Below are 15,348 nucleotides of genomic sequence, written 5' to 3' on the forward strand. Positions count from 1 at the left end.
CGCAATGACACTCACACCGGAGACGCCGTTGACCCAGGAGGAGACCATTGCCTCCCTGGGCAAATACGGCTACGGCTGGGCTGACTCCGACACGGCGGGCGCCAGCGCTCAGCGCGGTCTTTCCGAGGCGGTCGTGCGGGACATCTCCGCCAAGAAGAACGAGCCCGAGTGGATGCTCGACATCCGGCTGAAGGCGCTGCGCACCTTCGACAAGAAGCCCATGCCCAACTGGGGTTCCAACCTCGAGGGCATCGACTTCGACAACATCAAGTACTTCGTTCGGTCCACCGAGAAGCAGGCCACCTCCTGGGAGGAACTGCCCGAGGACATCAAGAACACCTACGACCGACTCGGCATCCCCGAGGCCGAGAAGCAGCGCCTGGTCGCCGGTGTGGCCGCGCAGTACGAGTCGGAGGTCGTCTACCACCAGATCCGCGAGGATCTCGAGGCTCAGGGCGTCATCTTCCTCGACACCGACTCGGGCCTGCGGGAGCATCCCGAGATCTTCCGGCAGCACTTCGGCACCGTGATTCCGGCCGGAGACAACAAGTTCTCCGCACTGAACACCGCGGTGTGGTCGGGCGGCTCGTTCATCTACGTCCCGCCGGGCGTCCACGTCGACATCCCGCTGCAGGCCTACTTCCGGATCAACACCGAGAACATGGGTCAGTTCGAGCGGACGCTGATCATCGCGGACGAGGGTTCGTACGTGCACTACGTCGAGGGCTGCACCGCGCCGATCTACAAGTCCGACTCGCTGCACTCGGCGGTCGTCGAGATCATCGTGAAGCCGGGCGCCCGGGTGCGCTACACCACGATCCAGAACTGGTCGAACAACGTCTACAACCTGGTCACCAAGCGTGCCCGTGCCGAAGCCGGCGCCACCATGGAGTGGATCGACGGCAACATCGGCTCGAAGGTCACCATGAAGTACCCGGCCGTGTGGATGACGGGCGAACACGCCAAGGGCGAGGTGCTCTCGGTCGCGTTCGCCGGCGAGGGGCAGCACCAGGACACCGGCGCCAAGATGCTGCATTTGGCCCCCCAGACGTCGAGCAACATCGTGTCGAAGTCGGTGGCCAGGGGCGGCGGTCGCGCCTCCTACCGTGGGCTCGTCCAGGTCAACAAGGGTGCGCACGGCTCGAAGTCGAGCGTGAAATGTGACGCGCTGCTGGTCGACACGATCAGCCGCAGCGACACCTATCCCTACGTCGACATCCGCGAGGACGACGTCACCATGGGGCACGAGGCCACGGTCTCCAAGGTCAGCGAGGATCAGCTCTTCTACCTGATGAGCCGCGGCCTGACCGAGGATGAGGCCATGGCCATGGTGGTGCGCGGCTTCGTCGAGCCCATCGCCAAGGAACTGCCCATGGAGTACGCGCTCGAGCTGAACCGGCTCATCGAGCTTCAGATGGAAGGCGCGGTCGGCTAGTGGCACAGGATCTCAACACCGCGGTCGAGGGTTCGGCCATCGCCGCGGTGAACAAGGGCGAGCTGTTCTCGTCCTTCGACGTCAACGCCTTCGAGGTGCCCGGCGGACGTGACGAACTGTGGCGCTTCACGCCACTGCGCCGGCTTCGTGGGCTGCACGACGGCACCGCGGCCGCCGACGGCAACCGTGCCCCGGCGGGCATCACCGTCAGCGAGCGCCCCGGGGTGACCGTCGAGACGGTGGGCCGCGGTGACGCCCGGCTCGGCCAGGCCGGCGTCCCCACCGATCGCGTTGCGGCCCAAGCCTTCTCGTCGTTCGACCAGGCCACCGTGGTGACGGTGGCTCGTGACACGGAGGTGGCGGAGCCCATCGAGATCACGGTCGACGGTCCGGGCGCGGGCAATGTCGCGTTCGGCCACCTGCAGATTCGCGTCGAGGAGCTGTCCCGCGCGATCGTGGTGGTGGACCTGCGCGGCAGCGGCACCTACGCCGACAACGTCGAGATCATCGTCGGCGACTCCGCGGGCCTGGGCGTCATCTGGATCGCGGACTGGGACGACGACATGGTGCACGTCAGCGCGCACCACGCCACGCTGGGCCGCGACGCCGTGCTCGGCCACGTCAACGTGACCCTCGGCGGCGACGTCGTGCGCACCACGGCCACGGTGCGGTTCACCGGACCCGGCGGCGACGCCAGGCTGTATGGCACCTACTTCGCCGACGACGGCCAGTTCTTCGAGTCCCGCCTCCTGGTTGACCACGCGCAGCCCAACTGCAAGTCCGACGTGCTGTACAAGGGTGCGCTGCAGGGTGATCCGGACTCCGCCAAGCCCGATGCGCACACCGTCTGGATCGGCGACGTGCTGATCCGCGCCGAGGCGACGGGCACCGACACTTTCGAGGTCAACCGCAACCTGCTGTTGACCGACGGCGCGAGGGCCGACTCTGTGCCCAACCTGGAGATCGAGACCGGCGAGATCGCCGGTGCCGGGCATGCCAGTGCGACGGGCCGTTTCGACGACGAGCAGCTGTTCTACCTGCGCGCCCGCGGCATCCCGGAGGATCAGGCCCGCCGCCTTGTGGTGCGCGGCTTCTTCGGCGAGATCATCGCCAAGATCGCCGTGCCCGAGGTGCGGGAACGCCTGACCGCAGCCATCGAGAAAGAACTCGCCATCACCGAATCGAGAAATGCGTAATGACCACTCTGGAAATCAAAGACCTGCACGTTTCGGTCGCCAACCCGGCTGAGGCCGGCCAGGAGATCCCGATCCTCAAGGGCGTCAACCTCACCGTGAAGTCCGGTGAGACCCATGCGGTCATGGGGCCCAACGGATCCGGCAAGTCGACGCTGTCCTACGCCATCGCCGGGCACCCCAAGTACACCGTCACCTCAGGGTCGATCACCCTCGACGGTGCGGACGTGCTCGAGATGAGCATCGACGAGCGTGCGCGTGCGGGCCTGTTCCTGGCCATGCAGTACCCCGTCGAGGTGCCGGGTGTGTCGATGTCGAACTTCCTGCGCACCGCGGCCACGGCCGTGCGTGGCGAGGCGCCCAAGCTGCGGCATTGGGTCAAGGAGGTCAAGGGCGCGATGAACGATCTGGGCATCGACCCGGCCTTCGGTGAGCGCAGCGTGAACGAGGGCTTCTCGGGCGGTGAGAAGAAGCGCCACGAGATCCTGCAGCTGGGCCTGCTCAAGCCGAAGATCGCGATCCTCGACGAGACCGACTCGGGTCTGGATGTCGACGCCCTGCGCGTGGTGAGCGAAGGCGTCAACCGCTACGCCGAGGCAGAGCACGGTGGGCTGCTGCTGATCACGCACTACACCCGAATCCTGCGTTACATCCGACCGCAGTTCGTGCACGTCTTCTTCGACGGCCGCATCGTCCAGTCCGGCGGCCCCGAGTTGGCCGACGAACTCGAGGAGCACGGCTACGAGCGCTTCACACAGGCTGCCACGGGAGCCTGACGTGACGGCCGCACGGACGCCGGAAGCGAGTTCTCAGCTGGTGCTGGACATCCCGGCGATCAGGGCGGACTTCCCCATCCTGAGCCGCGTGATGCGGGGCGGCAAGCAGCTGGCCTACCTGGATTCCGGTGCCACGTCACAGAAACCACTGCAGGTGCTCGATGCGGAGCGGGAGTTCCTGCTGACCTCCAACGGCGCCGTGCACCGAGGTGCGCATCAACTGATGGAGGAGTCCACCGACGCCTACGAACAGGGCCGGCACGACATCGCCGACGTCGTCGGCGCCGACGTCGACGAACTGGTGTTCACAAAGAACGCCACCGAGTCGATCAACCTGGTGGCATATGCGCTGGGGGACAACCGGTTCGAACGGGCCATCGGCCCCGGCGACGTCATCGTCACCACCGAACTCGAGCACCACGCCAACCTGATTCCGTGGCAGGAACTGGCCCGCCGCACGGGCGCGACGCTGAAGTGGTTCGGCGTCACCTCCGAGGGGCCGGATGCGGGCCGCATCGACCTGGACTCGCTTGAACTCGACGAACGCGTCAAAGTCGTGGCATTCAGCCATCATTCGAACGTCACGGGTGCCATCGCGCCGGTCGCCGAACTGGTGGCTCGGGCCAGGGCCGTCGGTGCGCTGACCGTGCTGGACGCGTGCCAGTCGGTGCCTCATCAGCCTGTGGACTTCCATGCCCTCGACGTCGACTTCGCGGCTTTCTCGGGCCACAAAATGCTGGGACCGACGGGGATCGGCGTACTCTACGGGAGGCGGGCACTGCTCGCCGACCTGCCGCCGTTCCTCACGGGCGGGTCGATGATCGAGACCGTGACCATGGAGGCCACCACCTACGCACCCGCGCCGCAGCGATTCGAGGCGGGCACCCCGATGACTTCGCAGGTCGTCGGGCTGGCCGCCGCCGCGCGGTATCTGCGGGCACTGCAGATGCCCGCCGTCGAGGCTCACGAGGACGACCTGGTGGCCGCGACGCTCGCCGGTCTGAGCGAGGTCCCGGGGGTGCGGATCATCGGCCCCCTGGCGGTCGAGGACCGCGGCTCTCCGGTGAGTTTCGTGGTCGACGGCATCCACGCGCACGACGTCGGTCAGGTGCTCGACGACGAGGGTGTGGCGGTGCGGGTCGGCCACCACTGCGCGTGGCCGCTGCACCGCCGGTTCGGCGTGGCCGCGACGGCACGGGCCTCGTTCGCGGTGTACAACACGCTCGACGAGGTGGATCGTCTGGTGGCCGGTGTGCGCCGCGCCGTGCAGTTCTTCGGTGGGAACTGATGCGTCTCGAGCAGATGTACCAGGAAGTCATCCTGGACCACTACAAACACCCGCACCACCGTGGTCTGCGGGAACCGTTCGGTGCCGAGGTGCAGCACGTGAACCCGACCTGTGGGGACGAGGTCACTCTTCGGGTCACGCTGTCCGACGACGGGGAGACCGTCACCGACGTGTCCTACGACGGCCAGGGCTGCTCCATCAGCCAGGCCTCGACCTCGGTGCTCACCGACCAGATCATCGGGCAGACTGTGGGGGATGCACTGAAGACGGTCGCCGCGTTCACCGAGATGATCTCGTCGCGCGGCAACATCGACGGTGACGAGGACGTGCTGGGCGACGGCATCGCCTTCGCCGGCGTGTCGAAGTACCCGGCCAGAGTCAAGTGCGCTCTGCTCGGGTGGACGGCGTTCAAGGCCGCGCTGGCGGAGGCCAGTGCGGGTGTACCAGACTCCGGCAGCGAGGAGCGATCATGAGTGAAACCGCCAGCGACGAACTTCTCGCCGACGTCGAAGAGGCCATGCGCGACGTCGTCGACCCCGAACTCGGGATCAACGTCGTCGACCTCGGCCTGGTGTACGGACTCAACGTCGAACAGGGCGACGCGGGTTCGGTCGCGTTGATCGACATGACCCTGACGTCGGCGGCGTGCCCGCTGACCGACGTGATCGAGGATCAGTCCCGCAACGCCCTGGTCGGCGCCGGGCTGGTCGACGAGATCAAGATCAACTGGGTCTGGAATCCGCCGTGGGGACCGGACAAGATCACCGACGACGGCCGCGAGCAGTTGCGCGCTCTGGGATTCACCGTCTAGCAGAGCCCGCTTCGGGCAGTCAGAGCAGGGGAACAGACCCCTGTCCGCCAACGTTAGGAGAGACGTGGCAACCCAAGACCTCACCGCAGATCAGTTCAACGACACCATCAACGGCAACGACATCGTGCTCGTGGATTTCTGGGCATCGTGGTGCGGTCCGTGCCGCGCGTTCGCGCCCACGTTCGCCGCGTCGTCGGAGAAGCACCCGGACGTCGTGTACGCGAAGGTCGACACCGAGGCCGAGCAGGAGTTGGCTGCCGCCGCGCAGATCCGCTCCATCCCGACTCTGATGGCGTTCAAGAAGGGCAAGCTGGTGTTCAACCAGGCCGGTGCCCTTCCGCCGGCCGCACTCGAGGATCTGGTGCAGCGGGTCAAGGAGTTCGACATCGACGCCGCCCTCGCCGAGCAGGGTGACGTCAAAGACGTCTGAGCGTCAGAAGAGGTTTGGCGCGCGTCACGCGATAGCGTGACCATCCGTGAGTTCTGAATTCGTCCTCGTCGACCGTCCGCGTCCCGGGGTGGCGCTGATCACCCTGAACCGTCCGGAGCGGATGAACTCGATGGCGTTCGACGTCATGGTCCCGTTGCGGCGCGTCCTCGACGAGGTGAACGACGACAACTCGGTGCGCGCGGTCATCCTCACGGGTGCGGGCCACGGATTCTCGTCCGGCGCCGATCACAAATCGGCGGGCAGCGTGCCGAACGTCGACGGGTTGACCAGGCCGACGTTCGGGCTGCGCTCGATGCAGGTGCTCGATGAGGTGATCCTGGGTTTGCGGCGCCTGCACCAACCGGTGATCGCCGCGGTCAACGGCGCCGCGATCGGCGGCGGACTGTGCCTGGCGCTGGCGTGCGACATCCGCATCGCCGGCGCCAGCGCGTATTTCCGGGCGGCGGGCATCAACAACGGTCTGACCGCCAGTGAGCTTGGTCTCAGCTATCTGCTGCCGCGAGCCATCGGCACCTCACGCGCGTTCGAGCTGATGCTCACCGGTCGCGACGTCGACGCCGCGGAAGCCGAACGGATCGGGCTGGTTTCGCAGCAGGTCGCCGACGCGGATCTGTTGGACACGTGCGCTGACATGGCAGAACGCATCGCGTCGTTCTCGCGGCCGGGAATCGAGTTGACGAAGCGGACGCTGTGGACTGGACTGGACGCGACTACCCTGGAAGGGCACATGCAGGCGGAAGGCCTGGGTCAGCTGTACATTCGCCTGCTCACCGCGAACTTCGAAGAAGCGGTTGCTGCGCGCGCAGAGAAGCGGTCCCCGGTCTTCACCGACGACAAATGACGAACGCAGGAGCGCACCCGTGATCACCGCAACGGACCTCGAGGTCCGCGCTGGCGCACGCACACTGCTGCTCGCCGACGGAACCACGCTGCGGATCCAGCCCGGCGACCGGATCGGCCTCGTCGGCCGCAACGGCGCGGGCAAGACCACCACGATGAGGATCCTGGCCGGCGAGGGCGAACCCTATGCCGGAGCGGTCGTCCGGACCGGCGAGATCGGCTACCTGCCGCAGGACCCGAAAGAGGGTGACCTCGACGTGCTGGCCCGCGATCGCGTGCTGTCGGCGCGAGGCCTGGACACGCTGCTGGCCGACCTGGAGAAGCAGCAGGCACTGATGGCCGAGGTGGTCGACGACAAGGCCCGCGACAAGGCCGTCCGCCGCTACGGTCAGCTCGAGGAGCGCTTTGCGGCCCTCGGCGGGTATGCCGCCGAAAGCGAGGCGGGCCGGATCTGCGCGAGCCTGGGTCTGGCGGAGCGTGTGCTCACCCAGCAGTTGCGCACCCTTTCGGGTGGTCAGCGTCGCCGCGTCGAACTGGCGCGCATCCTGTTCGCGGCGTCCGACAGCGGAGCCGGGTCGGCGACCACGCTGCTGCTCGACGAGCCGACCAACCACCTCGATGCCGACTCGATCGGATGGCTCCGGGACTACCTGAAGAACCACAGCGGCGGTCTCGTGATGATCAGCCACAACGTCGAACTGTTGGCCGACGTCGTCAACCGGGTCTGGTTCCTCGACGCGGTGCGCGGCGAGGTGGACGTCTACAACATGGGCTGGCAGAAGTACCTGGACGCCCGCGCGACCGACGAGCAGCGCCGCAGGCGTGAGCGCGCGAACGCGGAGAAGAAGGCCGGGGCACTGCGGGCACAGGCGGCCAAGATGGGCGCCAAGGCCACCAAAGCCGTTGCCGCGCAGAATATGCTGCGCCGTGCCGAACGGATGATCGCCGAACTCGACGCTGAGCGCGTGGCAGACAAGGTGGCCCGGATCAAGTTCCCCACACCTGCGCCGTGCGGCCGGACTCCGCTGGTGGTCAAGGGGCTGACCAAGAACTACGGGTCACTCGAGGTCTTCACCGGTGTCGACCTGGCGATCGACCGGGGATCACGAGTCGTGGTGCTCGGTCTCAACGGTGCGGGCAAGACCACGCTCCTGCGCCTGATCGCCGGCACCGAGCAGCCCGACGCGGGAGGTCTGGAGCCCGGTCACGGACTCAAGATCGGGTACTTCGCCCAGGAGCACGACACCCTCGACAACGCCGCGACGGTGTGGGAGAACATCCGCCACGCCGCCCCGGACACGGGGGAGCAGGACCTGCGCGGTCTGCTCGGCGCGTTCATGTTCACCGGGCCTCAACTCGATCAGCCTGCCGGAACGCTGTCCGGCGGTGAGAAGACAAGGCTGGCGCTGGCCGGCCTGGTGGCCTCGACAGCCAACGTGCTTCTGCTCGACGAGCCCACCAACAACCTCGATCCGGCGTCGCGTGAACAGGTGCTCGACGCGCTGCGCAGCTACGCCGGAGCCGTGGTGCTGGTGACGCACGACCCCGGTGCGGCCGAGGCGCTCGATCCGCAGCGCGTGGTGCTGCTCCCGGACGGCACCGAGGACTTCTGGTCCGACGAGTATCGCGACCTGATCGAGTTGGCCTGACGAGTCGCTGTTCACAGCAGACCATTTCGTGATTTGCATCACATGGCCGCCGTGGGCTTCTACCCTTGATGAGGTTGGGGGACCTTGACTTGGGGAGGCGTCAATGAGGAAGTCGAGTAAGGCGCGCGACCAACTGCTCGTCGAGCTGCGCAGCGCTTATGAGGGTGGGGCCAGCATTCGTGCCCTGGTCGCCAACACCGGGCGCTCGTACGGGTCGATCCACTCGATGCTGCGCGAATCCGGCACCACCATGCGAAGTCGGGGCGGCCCCAACCATCGCACTCGGAGGGCCGCGGCCAGCTGACTGACGAGCAGAGCCGCCTACTGCTGCTGACGCACGGACGCCTCGACCAGATCCAGCACGGCACCGAGCTTTTCCGGGTCGTCGCCGGAGGCCAGCCGAGCGACGAGCCCGTCGAGCACCAGATCCAGGTACGTCTGCAGGATGTCGCCGGGAACGTCGTCGCGCAGGCGGCCGGCCTTCTTCTGTCTGCGCAGCCGCTCGCTGGTGGCTGCCGACAGTTCGGCCGACCGCTCGGCCCAGCCCCGGTTGAAGACCGGGTCGTTGCGCAGTTTGCGCGCGATCTCCAGGCGGGTGGCCAGCCAGTCGAACTGTTCGGGCGCCGCCAGCATGTCCCGCATCACCTGGATCAGGCCCTCGCGGGAGGCCACGTCGGCCATCCGCTCGGCGTCCTCGCGGGCCAGTTCGAAGAACAGCGAGTCCTTGTCGCGGAAATGGTGGAAGATCGCCCCCCGCGACAGGCCGATCGACTGCTCGAGGCGGCGCACCGTCGCTTTGTCATAGCCGAACTCGGCGAAGCAGCGACGGGCGCCGTCGAGGATCTGGCGGCGGCGAGCCGCCAGATGGTCCTCGCTGACTCTGGGCATGCGCTGGGCCCCTGCTGTCCGGTCAGGACTTCAGCATGTTGCGCAGCACGTACTGCAGGATGCCGCCGTTGCGGTAGTAGTCCGCCTCGCCGGGGGTGTCGATCCGCACCACCGCGTCGAACTCGACCTTCGACCCGTCCTCTTTGGTGGCGGTGACCTTGACCGTCTTCGGCGTCTTGCCGTTGTTCAGCTCCGTGATGCCCTCGATGTCGAAGGTCTCGGTGCCGTCCAGCTTCAACGACGCCGCGGACTCACCCTGCGGGAACTGCAGCGGGATGACGCCCATACCGATGAGGTTGGACCGGTGGATGCGTTCGAAGGACTCGGTGATGACGGCCTTGACGCCCAGCAGCGCGGTGCCCTTGGCCGCCCAGTCACGCGACGAGCCGGAGCCGTACTCCTTGCCGCCGAGGACCACGAGCGGGATGCCGGCCTTCTTGTAGTTCTCCGACGCGTCGTAGATGAACGCCTGCGGACCGCCATCCTGGGTGAAGTCGCGGGTGTAGCCGCCCGAGACGTCATCGAGGAGCTGGTTGCGAAGGCGGATGTTGGCGAACGTGCCGCGGATCATCACCTCGTGGTTGCCGCGCCGCGACCCCAGCGAGTTGAAATCCTTGGGCTGGACGCCGTTGTCCTCCAGGTACTGCGCCGCGGGCGTGCCCTTCTTGATGCTGCCGGCGGGCGAGATGTGGTCGGTGGTCACCGAATCGCCCAGCAGCGCAAGAACTCTGGCGCCCTTGATGTCGTCGACCGGCTCCGGCTCGGCGGGCATGCCCTCGAAGTACGGTGCCTTCCGCACGTACGTCGAGTCCTCGGCCCACTCGAAGGTGCTGCCCTCCGGCGTCGGCAGCGAACGCCAGCGCTCGTCGCCCTTGAACACATCGGCGTAGGAGTCGGAGAACATCTCCCGGTTGATCGACGACGCGATGGTCTCCTCGATCTCGGCGGCGGACGGCCAGATGTCGCGCAGGAACACATCGTTGCCGTCGGTGTCCTGACCCAGGGGGTCCGATTCGAAGTCGAAGTCCATCGTGCCGGCCAGGCCGTACGCGATCACCAGCGGCGGGGACGCCAGGTAGTTCATCTTCACGTCGGGGGAGATGCGTCCCTCGAAGTTGCGGTTACCCGAGAGCACGGCCGCGACCGACAGGTCGTTGTCGTTGATGGCCGCCGAGATCTCGTCGGGCAGCGGGCCGGTGTTGCCGATGCAGGTGGTGCAGCCGTAACCGCCGAGGTAGTAGCCGAGCTTCTCCAGGTACGGCCACAGGCCGGCCTTGTTGTAGTAGTCGGTGACGACCTGCGAGCCGGGCGCCATGTTGGTCTTCACCCACGGCTTGGTGCTCAGACCCTTTTCGACGGCCTTCTTGGCCAGCAGGGCAGCGCCGAGCATGACCGACGGGTTGGAGGTGTTGGTGCAGGACGTGATGCCCGCGACCACGACCGCGCCGTGGTCGAGGACGAACTCGCCACGCTCGGCGGAGGAGACGGTGACCGGCTTGCTGGGCCGGCCCTCGGAGCCGTTGGCCGCGGACGGCCGGGCGTCGACCGCGCCGTCGTCGGCGAACGACAGCGACACCGAGTCGCTGGCCGGGAACGACTCCTCGACAGCCTCGTCGAGCTTGGTCTCCGGCGTCGGGTGGTTCTCCTCGACGTAGTTGTGGATGTCCTTGCGGAACGCGTTCTTGGCGTCCGACAGTTCGATGCGGTCCTGCGGACGCTTGGGGCCTGAGATGGACGGCACCACGGTGGACAGGTCCAGTTCGAGGTACTCGGAGAACACCGGCTCCTTGGCCGGGTCGTGCCACATGCCCTGTTCCTTGGCGTAGGCCTCGACGAGTGCGAGCTGCTCGTCGCTGCGACCGGTCAGCCGCAGGTAGTTGATGGTCTCCTCATCGATCGGGAACATCGCTGCGGTGGAACCGAATTCGGGGCTCATGTTGCCCAGGGTGGCGCGGTTGGCCAGCGGAACTTCGGCCACGCCCTGGCCGTAGAACTCGACGAACTTGCCGACCACACCATGCTTGCGCAGCATGTCGGTGACCGTGAGCACGACGTCGGTGGCGGTCACGCCCGGCTTGATCTCGCCGGTCAGCTTGAAGCCGACCACGCGCGGGATCAGCATCGAGACGGGCTGGCCCAGCATGGCGGCCTCGGCCTCGATGCCGCCCACACCCCAGCCCAGCACGCCCAGGCCGTTCTCCATCGTGGTGTGCGAGTCGGTGCCCACACACGTGTCCGGGTAGGCAACACCGTCACGGGTCATCACGACGCGGGCCAGGTACTCGATGTTGACCTGGTGCACGATGCCGGTGCCCGGCGGGACGACCTTGAAGTCGTCGAAGGCGCCCTGCCCCCAGCGCAGGAACTGGTAGCGCTCGCCGTTGCGCTCGTATTCGAGCTCGACGTTGCGTTCGAAGGCGTCGGCGCGACCGAAGACGTCCAGGATCACCGAGTGATCGATGACCATCTCGGCGGGCGAGAGGGGGTTGACCTTGTTCGGGTCGCCGCCCAGGGCGGCGACGGCCTCGCGCATGGTGGCCAGGTCGACGATGCAGGGCACCCCGGTGAAGTCCTGCATCAGCACGCGGGCGGGGGTGAACTGGATCTCGATGCTGGGCTCGGCGGTGGGATCCCAGTTCGCCAGCGCCTCGATGTGCTCCTTGGTGATGTTGGCACCGTCCTCGGTGCGCAGCAGGTTCTCTGCGAGCACCTTGAGGCTGTAGGGGAGTTTCTCGGTGCCGGGCACCGCATCGAGGCGGTAGATCTCGTAGCTGTTGTCTCCGACCTTGAGCGTGTCATGCGCTCCAAAGGAATTCTTGCTGGTCACATCAACTCCCGGCGTTTAGTTGTCACGCCGACGGGCTGTGTCGGCGCTGTGGACCCAGCCTAACAGTACGCTTGTACTGAATAAGGCTGGGGGTGGTCTCCAGTCTCGTCGCTGCGCGGGCGTGCTGCCACCCCCGATTGGGAACATCGACTACCGTTCCGCACGTGACCGCACCGCACACCGTCCCGCACCTGCCGTCGTTCATCCCCTTCGAGGTGTGCACGACGGTCGATCTGGTCCCGGATCCGCCCGGTGCGGTCGACCAGTGTATGGCCGTGGTGCAGGCGGATGTCGCCAGGGACGGCGTCAGCGCCAGGGGAGTGACCGAGGAGCAGTTCGGCCAGCTGCAGCAGGTGGTCTCTGACGCGCGCGGCGACGGCATCGATCTGAAGATCGTGGTGATCGACGCCAACCCGTACATCGACACTCCGCTTCGCGACATCGCCACCGAGGTGGGTCAGGCCAACCCGGGTTCCACGGTGCTGGCGCTGAGTCCTTCGTTCGCGGGCACCTACAGTCCCACGTTCGACCGGGTGACCCTCGAGGCCGGCGAGGATCTGGCCAAGACCGGCAATCCGGTGCAATCCGCGCAGAATTTCGTGGGCGAGTTGCAAACGCCCGATTTTCCCTGGATGACGCTGACCATCGGGCTCACTGTCGGCGTATTTATCGCCGCAGTCGCGACGCGCCTGCTGCAACGCCGCGCGAGGGCCGCATACGCGCCAAATGTGCAGGCAGGCACCACTTCTGCCGACCCGTCCTGATCGGCAACCGGACTTCTGCCGCGCCAATTCCGCCATTTCCCAAGGTCACTGTTTGGTCACATTCGGCTAATTACATTTCTGTAATTTGTGACTAAAGTTTCATTAGCGACTGCTGTGACGTACGGTGCAGAGGATGCCTATTGATGTAGGTGTGCCTCCAGCGACTGGGGGTGCGGGGGCCGACCGGTTGAGCCGAGGAGACGGAGTCGCATGAGAAGAATGGTGCCTCTGGGGCGAAGGCTGCCCACGAGAGGCGCATCTCCCTTGGTCATTGCGTCGCTGGTGCTGGCGACACCTGGACTGTTCGCGCCGCTGGCCGGCGCGGACCCGGAGTCCAATCCCACCAGCCTCGCCGCGCTGATCGCCGAAGTGGCGGAGGCCAACCAGCGCCTCGACAGCCTGGGCGCGGAGATTCAGGCCCAGCAGGAGAGCGTCAACAAGGCCATCGTCGACGTGCAGACCGCGCGCGACAACGCGGTCGCCGCGCAGCGCAACGTCGAAACCAGCGCCGAGGCCGTGAAGGCGGCGAATGCCGCAATCGCCGACGCGCAGAAGCGTTTCAACAACTTCGCCGCGGCCAGCTATGTCGCCGGCCCGTCGGCCTCCTACCTGTCAGCGGCCACGCCCGAGGACATGATCGCCACGACCACCGTGAGCCGGACGCTGGCCGTCAGCTCCGAACAGGTCATGGCCAGCCTGCAGCGCGCCCGCACCGAGCAGGTGAACAAGGAGTCGATGGCCCGGCTGGCCAAGCAGCAGGCGGATGAGGCCGAAGCCAACGCCAAAGCCAGTCAGGACGGTGCGGTCGAGGCGCTCAAGGCCGCCCAGCAGAAGTTCGGTGACCAGCAGGCTCAGATCACGACGCTGGCCGCGGAGCGGGAAGCGGCCAAGGCCAAGCTCGCCGCCGCGCGGCCGGCACCCAGCGTGGCCGCGGGCCCGGTGGCCTCGGCTGCGCCCGGTGGGACGCCGGACGCCGTCGCCGGCCCCCCGGCGCCGGGCGGGGACTGGGATCGCGCTCCGGGTGCTGCCGCGGCGGTGCCCTACGGTGAGGCCAGCCAGTGGGACACCACGCTGCCGATGGTGCCCAGCGCCTTCGTCTCCGGCGATCCGATCGCGATCATCAACACGGTGCTGCAGATCTCGGCGACGTCGGCGCAGGTCACAGCCGATCTCGGGCGTAAATTCCTGGAGAAGCTCGGCATCCTCAAACCCGCCGACACCGGCATCACCAACGGCGCCATCCCGCAGGTGTACGGGGCGCAGGCCGCCGAGTACGTGATCCGGCGCGCGCAGTCGCAGATGGGCGTGCCGTACTCGTGGGGTGGCGGTAATGCCGCGGGTCCCAGCAGGGGCATCGACTCCGGGGCCAACACCGTGGGCTTCGACTGTTCAGGTCTGGTGCTGTACGCGTTCGCCGGAGTCGGCATCAAGCTGCCGCACTACTCGGGTTCGCAGTACAACATGGGCCGCAAGATCCCGTCGTCGCAGATGCGTCGCGGTGACGTCATCTTCTACGGGCCCGGCGGCAGCCAGCACGTCACGATCTACCTGGGCAACAACCAGATGATCGAAGCGCCCTACACCGGTTCCCACGTCAAGATCTCGCCGGTGCGCACGAGCGGTATGACGCCGTACGTCGTCCGCTACATCGAATACTGACGAAGGACGAGACTCTATGCGTGACAAGCTGTTTCGCCGCATGCGTCCGGTGATGCCGGCGCTCGCAGCGATCCTGCTGTCCTTGGCTCTGCTCGTCGGACTCACCCCGGCCACCTCGGGTCTGGCGGGTGCGGCGCCCGAAGACGGTCAGTGGGATCCCACGCTGCCGAAGCTGCTCAGCGCAGGCGCGCCCGGTGATCCGCTCGCGATCGCCAACGCCTCGCTTGCCGCCACCGCGCAGGCCACCCAGGCCACCATGGATCTGGGCCGCAAGTTCCTGTCCAGCATCGGTCTGGGTGGGCAGCAGCCCACCGGGGTGGCCGCCGGACGCGTGCGGGGGCCACAGGCCATCGAGTACGTGATTCGCCGCGGCGGCACGCAGATGGGTGTTCCCTACTCGTGGGGCGGCGGCAAACCGACCGGGCCGTCGACGGGCGTCGACTCCGGCGCCGGAACCGTCGGGTTCGACTGCTCGGGATTCACCCAGTTCTCCTACGCGGGCGTCGGGGTGCTGATCCCGAAGTACTCCGGGGACCAGTACAACACCGGGCGCAAGGTGCCCCTGTCGCAGGCCAAGCGTGGCGACCTGCTGTTCTGGGGTCCGGGCGGCAGCCAGCACGTCGCGATGTTCCTCGGCGGCGGCCGCATGCTGGAGGCCTCCGGGAGCGCCGGCAAGGTGACCGTCAGCCCCGTCCGGACCGCCGGACTGCAGCCCTACGTGGCCCGCATCATCGAGTCCTGAACACCCGCGCGCCGGTGGGGCACGT

15 protein-coding genes are annotated in these 15,348 nt (G+C 67.1%); 13 read left to right on the forward strand and 2 right to left on the reverse strand.

Features of this window, described 5'->3' with window-relative positions; genetic code table 11:
• The first annotated feature begins 4 nt into the window (after nt 1-4).
• The 10 genes from sufB to A5727_RS23660 all read left to right on the forward strand — a co-directional run bounded on the left by sufB (nt 5) and on the right by A5727_RS23660 (nt 8,747).
• Nucleotides 5-1,435 carry a Fe-S cluster assembly protein SufB gene (gene sufB / locus A5727_RS23615; RefSeq protein ID WP_068256066.1) on the forward strand — a complete coding sequence of 477 codons (1,431 nt, stop codon included), beginning with the start codon at nt 5-7 and terminating at the stop codon, nt 1,433-1,435.
• The gene (gene sufD / locus A5727_RS23620) at nt 1,435-2,631 is read left to right on the forward strand and encodes a Fe-S cluster assembly protein SufD (protein ID WP_068256069.1); all 1,197 of its coding nucleotides are present in this window, start codon (nt 1,435-1,437) and stop codon (nt 2,629-2,631) included. The genes sufB and sufD overlap by 1 nt, the downstream gene beginning before the upstream one ends.
• Nucleotides 2,631-3,404 carry a Fe-S cluster assembly ATPase SufC gene (gene sufC, locus A5727_RS23625; RefSeq protein WP_068256073.1) on the forward strand — a complete coding sequence of 258 codons (774 nt, stop codon included), beginning with the start codon at nt 2,631-2,633 and terminating at the stop codon, nt 3,402-3,404. Before sufD ends, sufC begins: the two co-directional genes overlap by 1 nt.
• Nucleotides 3,405-3,441: 37 nt before the next feature.
• Nucleotides 3,442-4,692 (forward strand): cysteine desulfurase, encoded by a 1,251-nt coding sequence (locus A5727_RS23630; protein WP_231992211.1) that lies wholly within the window; start codon nt 3,442-3,444, stop codon nt 4,690-4,692.
• Nucleotides 4,692-5,165: a Fe-S cluster assembly sulfur transfer protein SufU gene (gene sufU / locus A5727_RS23635; protein WP_068256080.1), complete on the forward strand. Its 474-nt coding sequence runs from the start codon at nt 4,692-4,694 to the stop codon at nt 5,163-5,165. The genes A5727_RS23630 and sufU overlap by 1 nt, the downstream gene beginning before the upstream one ends.
• Nucleotides 5,162-5,503 (forward strand): metal-sulfur cluster assembly factor, encoded by a 342-nt coding sequence (locus tag A5727_RS23640; protein WP_068256083.1) that lies wholly within the window; start codon nt 5,162-5,164, stop codon nt 5,501-5,503. Before sufU ends, A5727_RS23640 begins: the two co-directional genes overlap by 4 nt.
• Nucleotides 5,504-5,567: 64 nt before the next feature.
• On the forward strand, nt 5,568-5,933 hold the full coding sequence (gene trxA / locus A5727_RS23645) for a thioredoxin (RefSeq protein WP_068256087.1): 366 nt from the start codon (nt 5,568-5,570) through the stop codon (nt 5,931-5,933).
• A 46-nt stretch (nt 5,934-5,979) separates the two neighbouring features.
• Nucleotides 5,980-6,795 carry an enoyl-CoA hydratase gene (locus A5727_RS23650; RefSeq protein ID WP_068256090.1) on the forward strand — a complete coding sequence of 272 codons (816 nt, stop codon included), beginning with the start codon at nt 5,980-5,982 and terminating at the stop codon, nt 6,793-6,795.
• A 19-nt stretch (nt 6,796-6,814) separates the two neighbouring features.
• Nucleotides 6,815-8,443, forward strand: a complete 1,629-nt coding sequence (locus tag A5727_RS23655; protein WP_068256093.1) for an ABC-F family ATP-binding cassette domain-containing protein — start codon at nt 6,815-6,817, stop codon at nt 8,441-8,443.
• Between the two features lie 103 nt (nt 8,444-8,546).
• Nucleotides 8,547-8,747: a helix-turn-helix domain-containing protein gene (locus A5727_RS23660; protein ID WP_068256097.1), complete on the forward strand. Its 201-nt coding sequence runs from the start codon at nt 8,547-8,549 to the stop codon at nt 8,745-8,747.
• A 17-nt stretch (nt 8,748-8,764) separates the two neighbouring features.
• Here the strand turns inward: A5727_RS23660 and A5727_RS23665 are convergent, their stop codons facing one another.
• Both A5727_RS23665 and acnA read right to left on the reverse strand, forming a co-directional pair.
• Nucleotides 8,765-9,331, reverse strand: a complete 567-nt coding sequence (locus tag A5727_RS23665) for a TetR/AcrR family transcriptional regulator (RefSeq protein ID WP_068256100.1) — start codon at nt 9,329-9,331, stop codon at nt 8,765-8,767.
• 22 nt (nt 9,332-9,353) lie between these two features.
• Nucleotides 9,354-12,158, reverse strand: coding sequence for an aconitate hydratase AcnA (gene acnA, locus A5727_RS23670; protein WP_068256104.1), 2,805 nt, complete (start codon nt 12,156-12,158; stop codon nt 9,354-9,356).
• 164 nt (nt 12,159-12,322) lie between these two features.
• Between acnA and A5727_RS23675 the strand changes: the two genes are divergently transcribed.
• The 3 genes from A5727_RS23675 (at nt 12,323) to ripB (ending at nt 15,323) form a co-directional block, all read left to right on the forward strand.
• Nucleotides 12,323-12,922 carry an Rv1476 family membrane protein gene (locus A5727_RS23675; protein WP_068256109.1) on the forward strand — a complete coding sequence of 200 codons (600 nt, stop codon included), beginning with the start codon at nt 12,323-12,325 and terminating at the stop codon, nt 12,920-12,922.
• A gap of 210 nt (nt 12,923-13,132) precedes the next feature.
• On the forward strand, nt 13,133-14,581 hold the full coding sequence (gene ripA / locus A5727_RS23680) for an NlpC/P60 family peptidoglycan endopeptidase RipA (protein WP_068256111.1): 1,449 nt from the start codon (nt 13,133-13,135) through the stop codon (nt 14,579-14,581).
• 16 nt (nt 14,582-14,597) lie between these two features.
• Complete coding sequence (ripB, locus tag A5727_RS23685) at nt 14,598-15,323, forward strand: NlpC/P60 family peptidoglycan endopeptidase RipB (protein ID WP_068256114.1); 726 nt, start codon at nt 14,598-14,600, stop codon at nt 15,321-15,323.
• The last annotated feature ends 25 nt before the right edge of the window (nt 15,324-15,348 follow it).

This window comes from Mycobacterium sp. ACS4331, from assembly GCF_001667265.1.
Taxonomy (GTDB): Bacteria; Actinomycetota; Actinomycetes; order Mycobacteriales; family Mycobacteriaceae; genus Mycobacterium.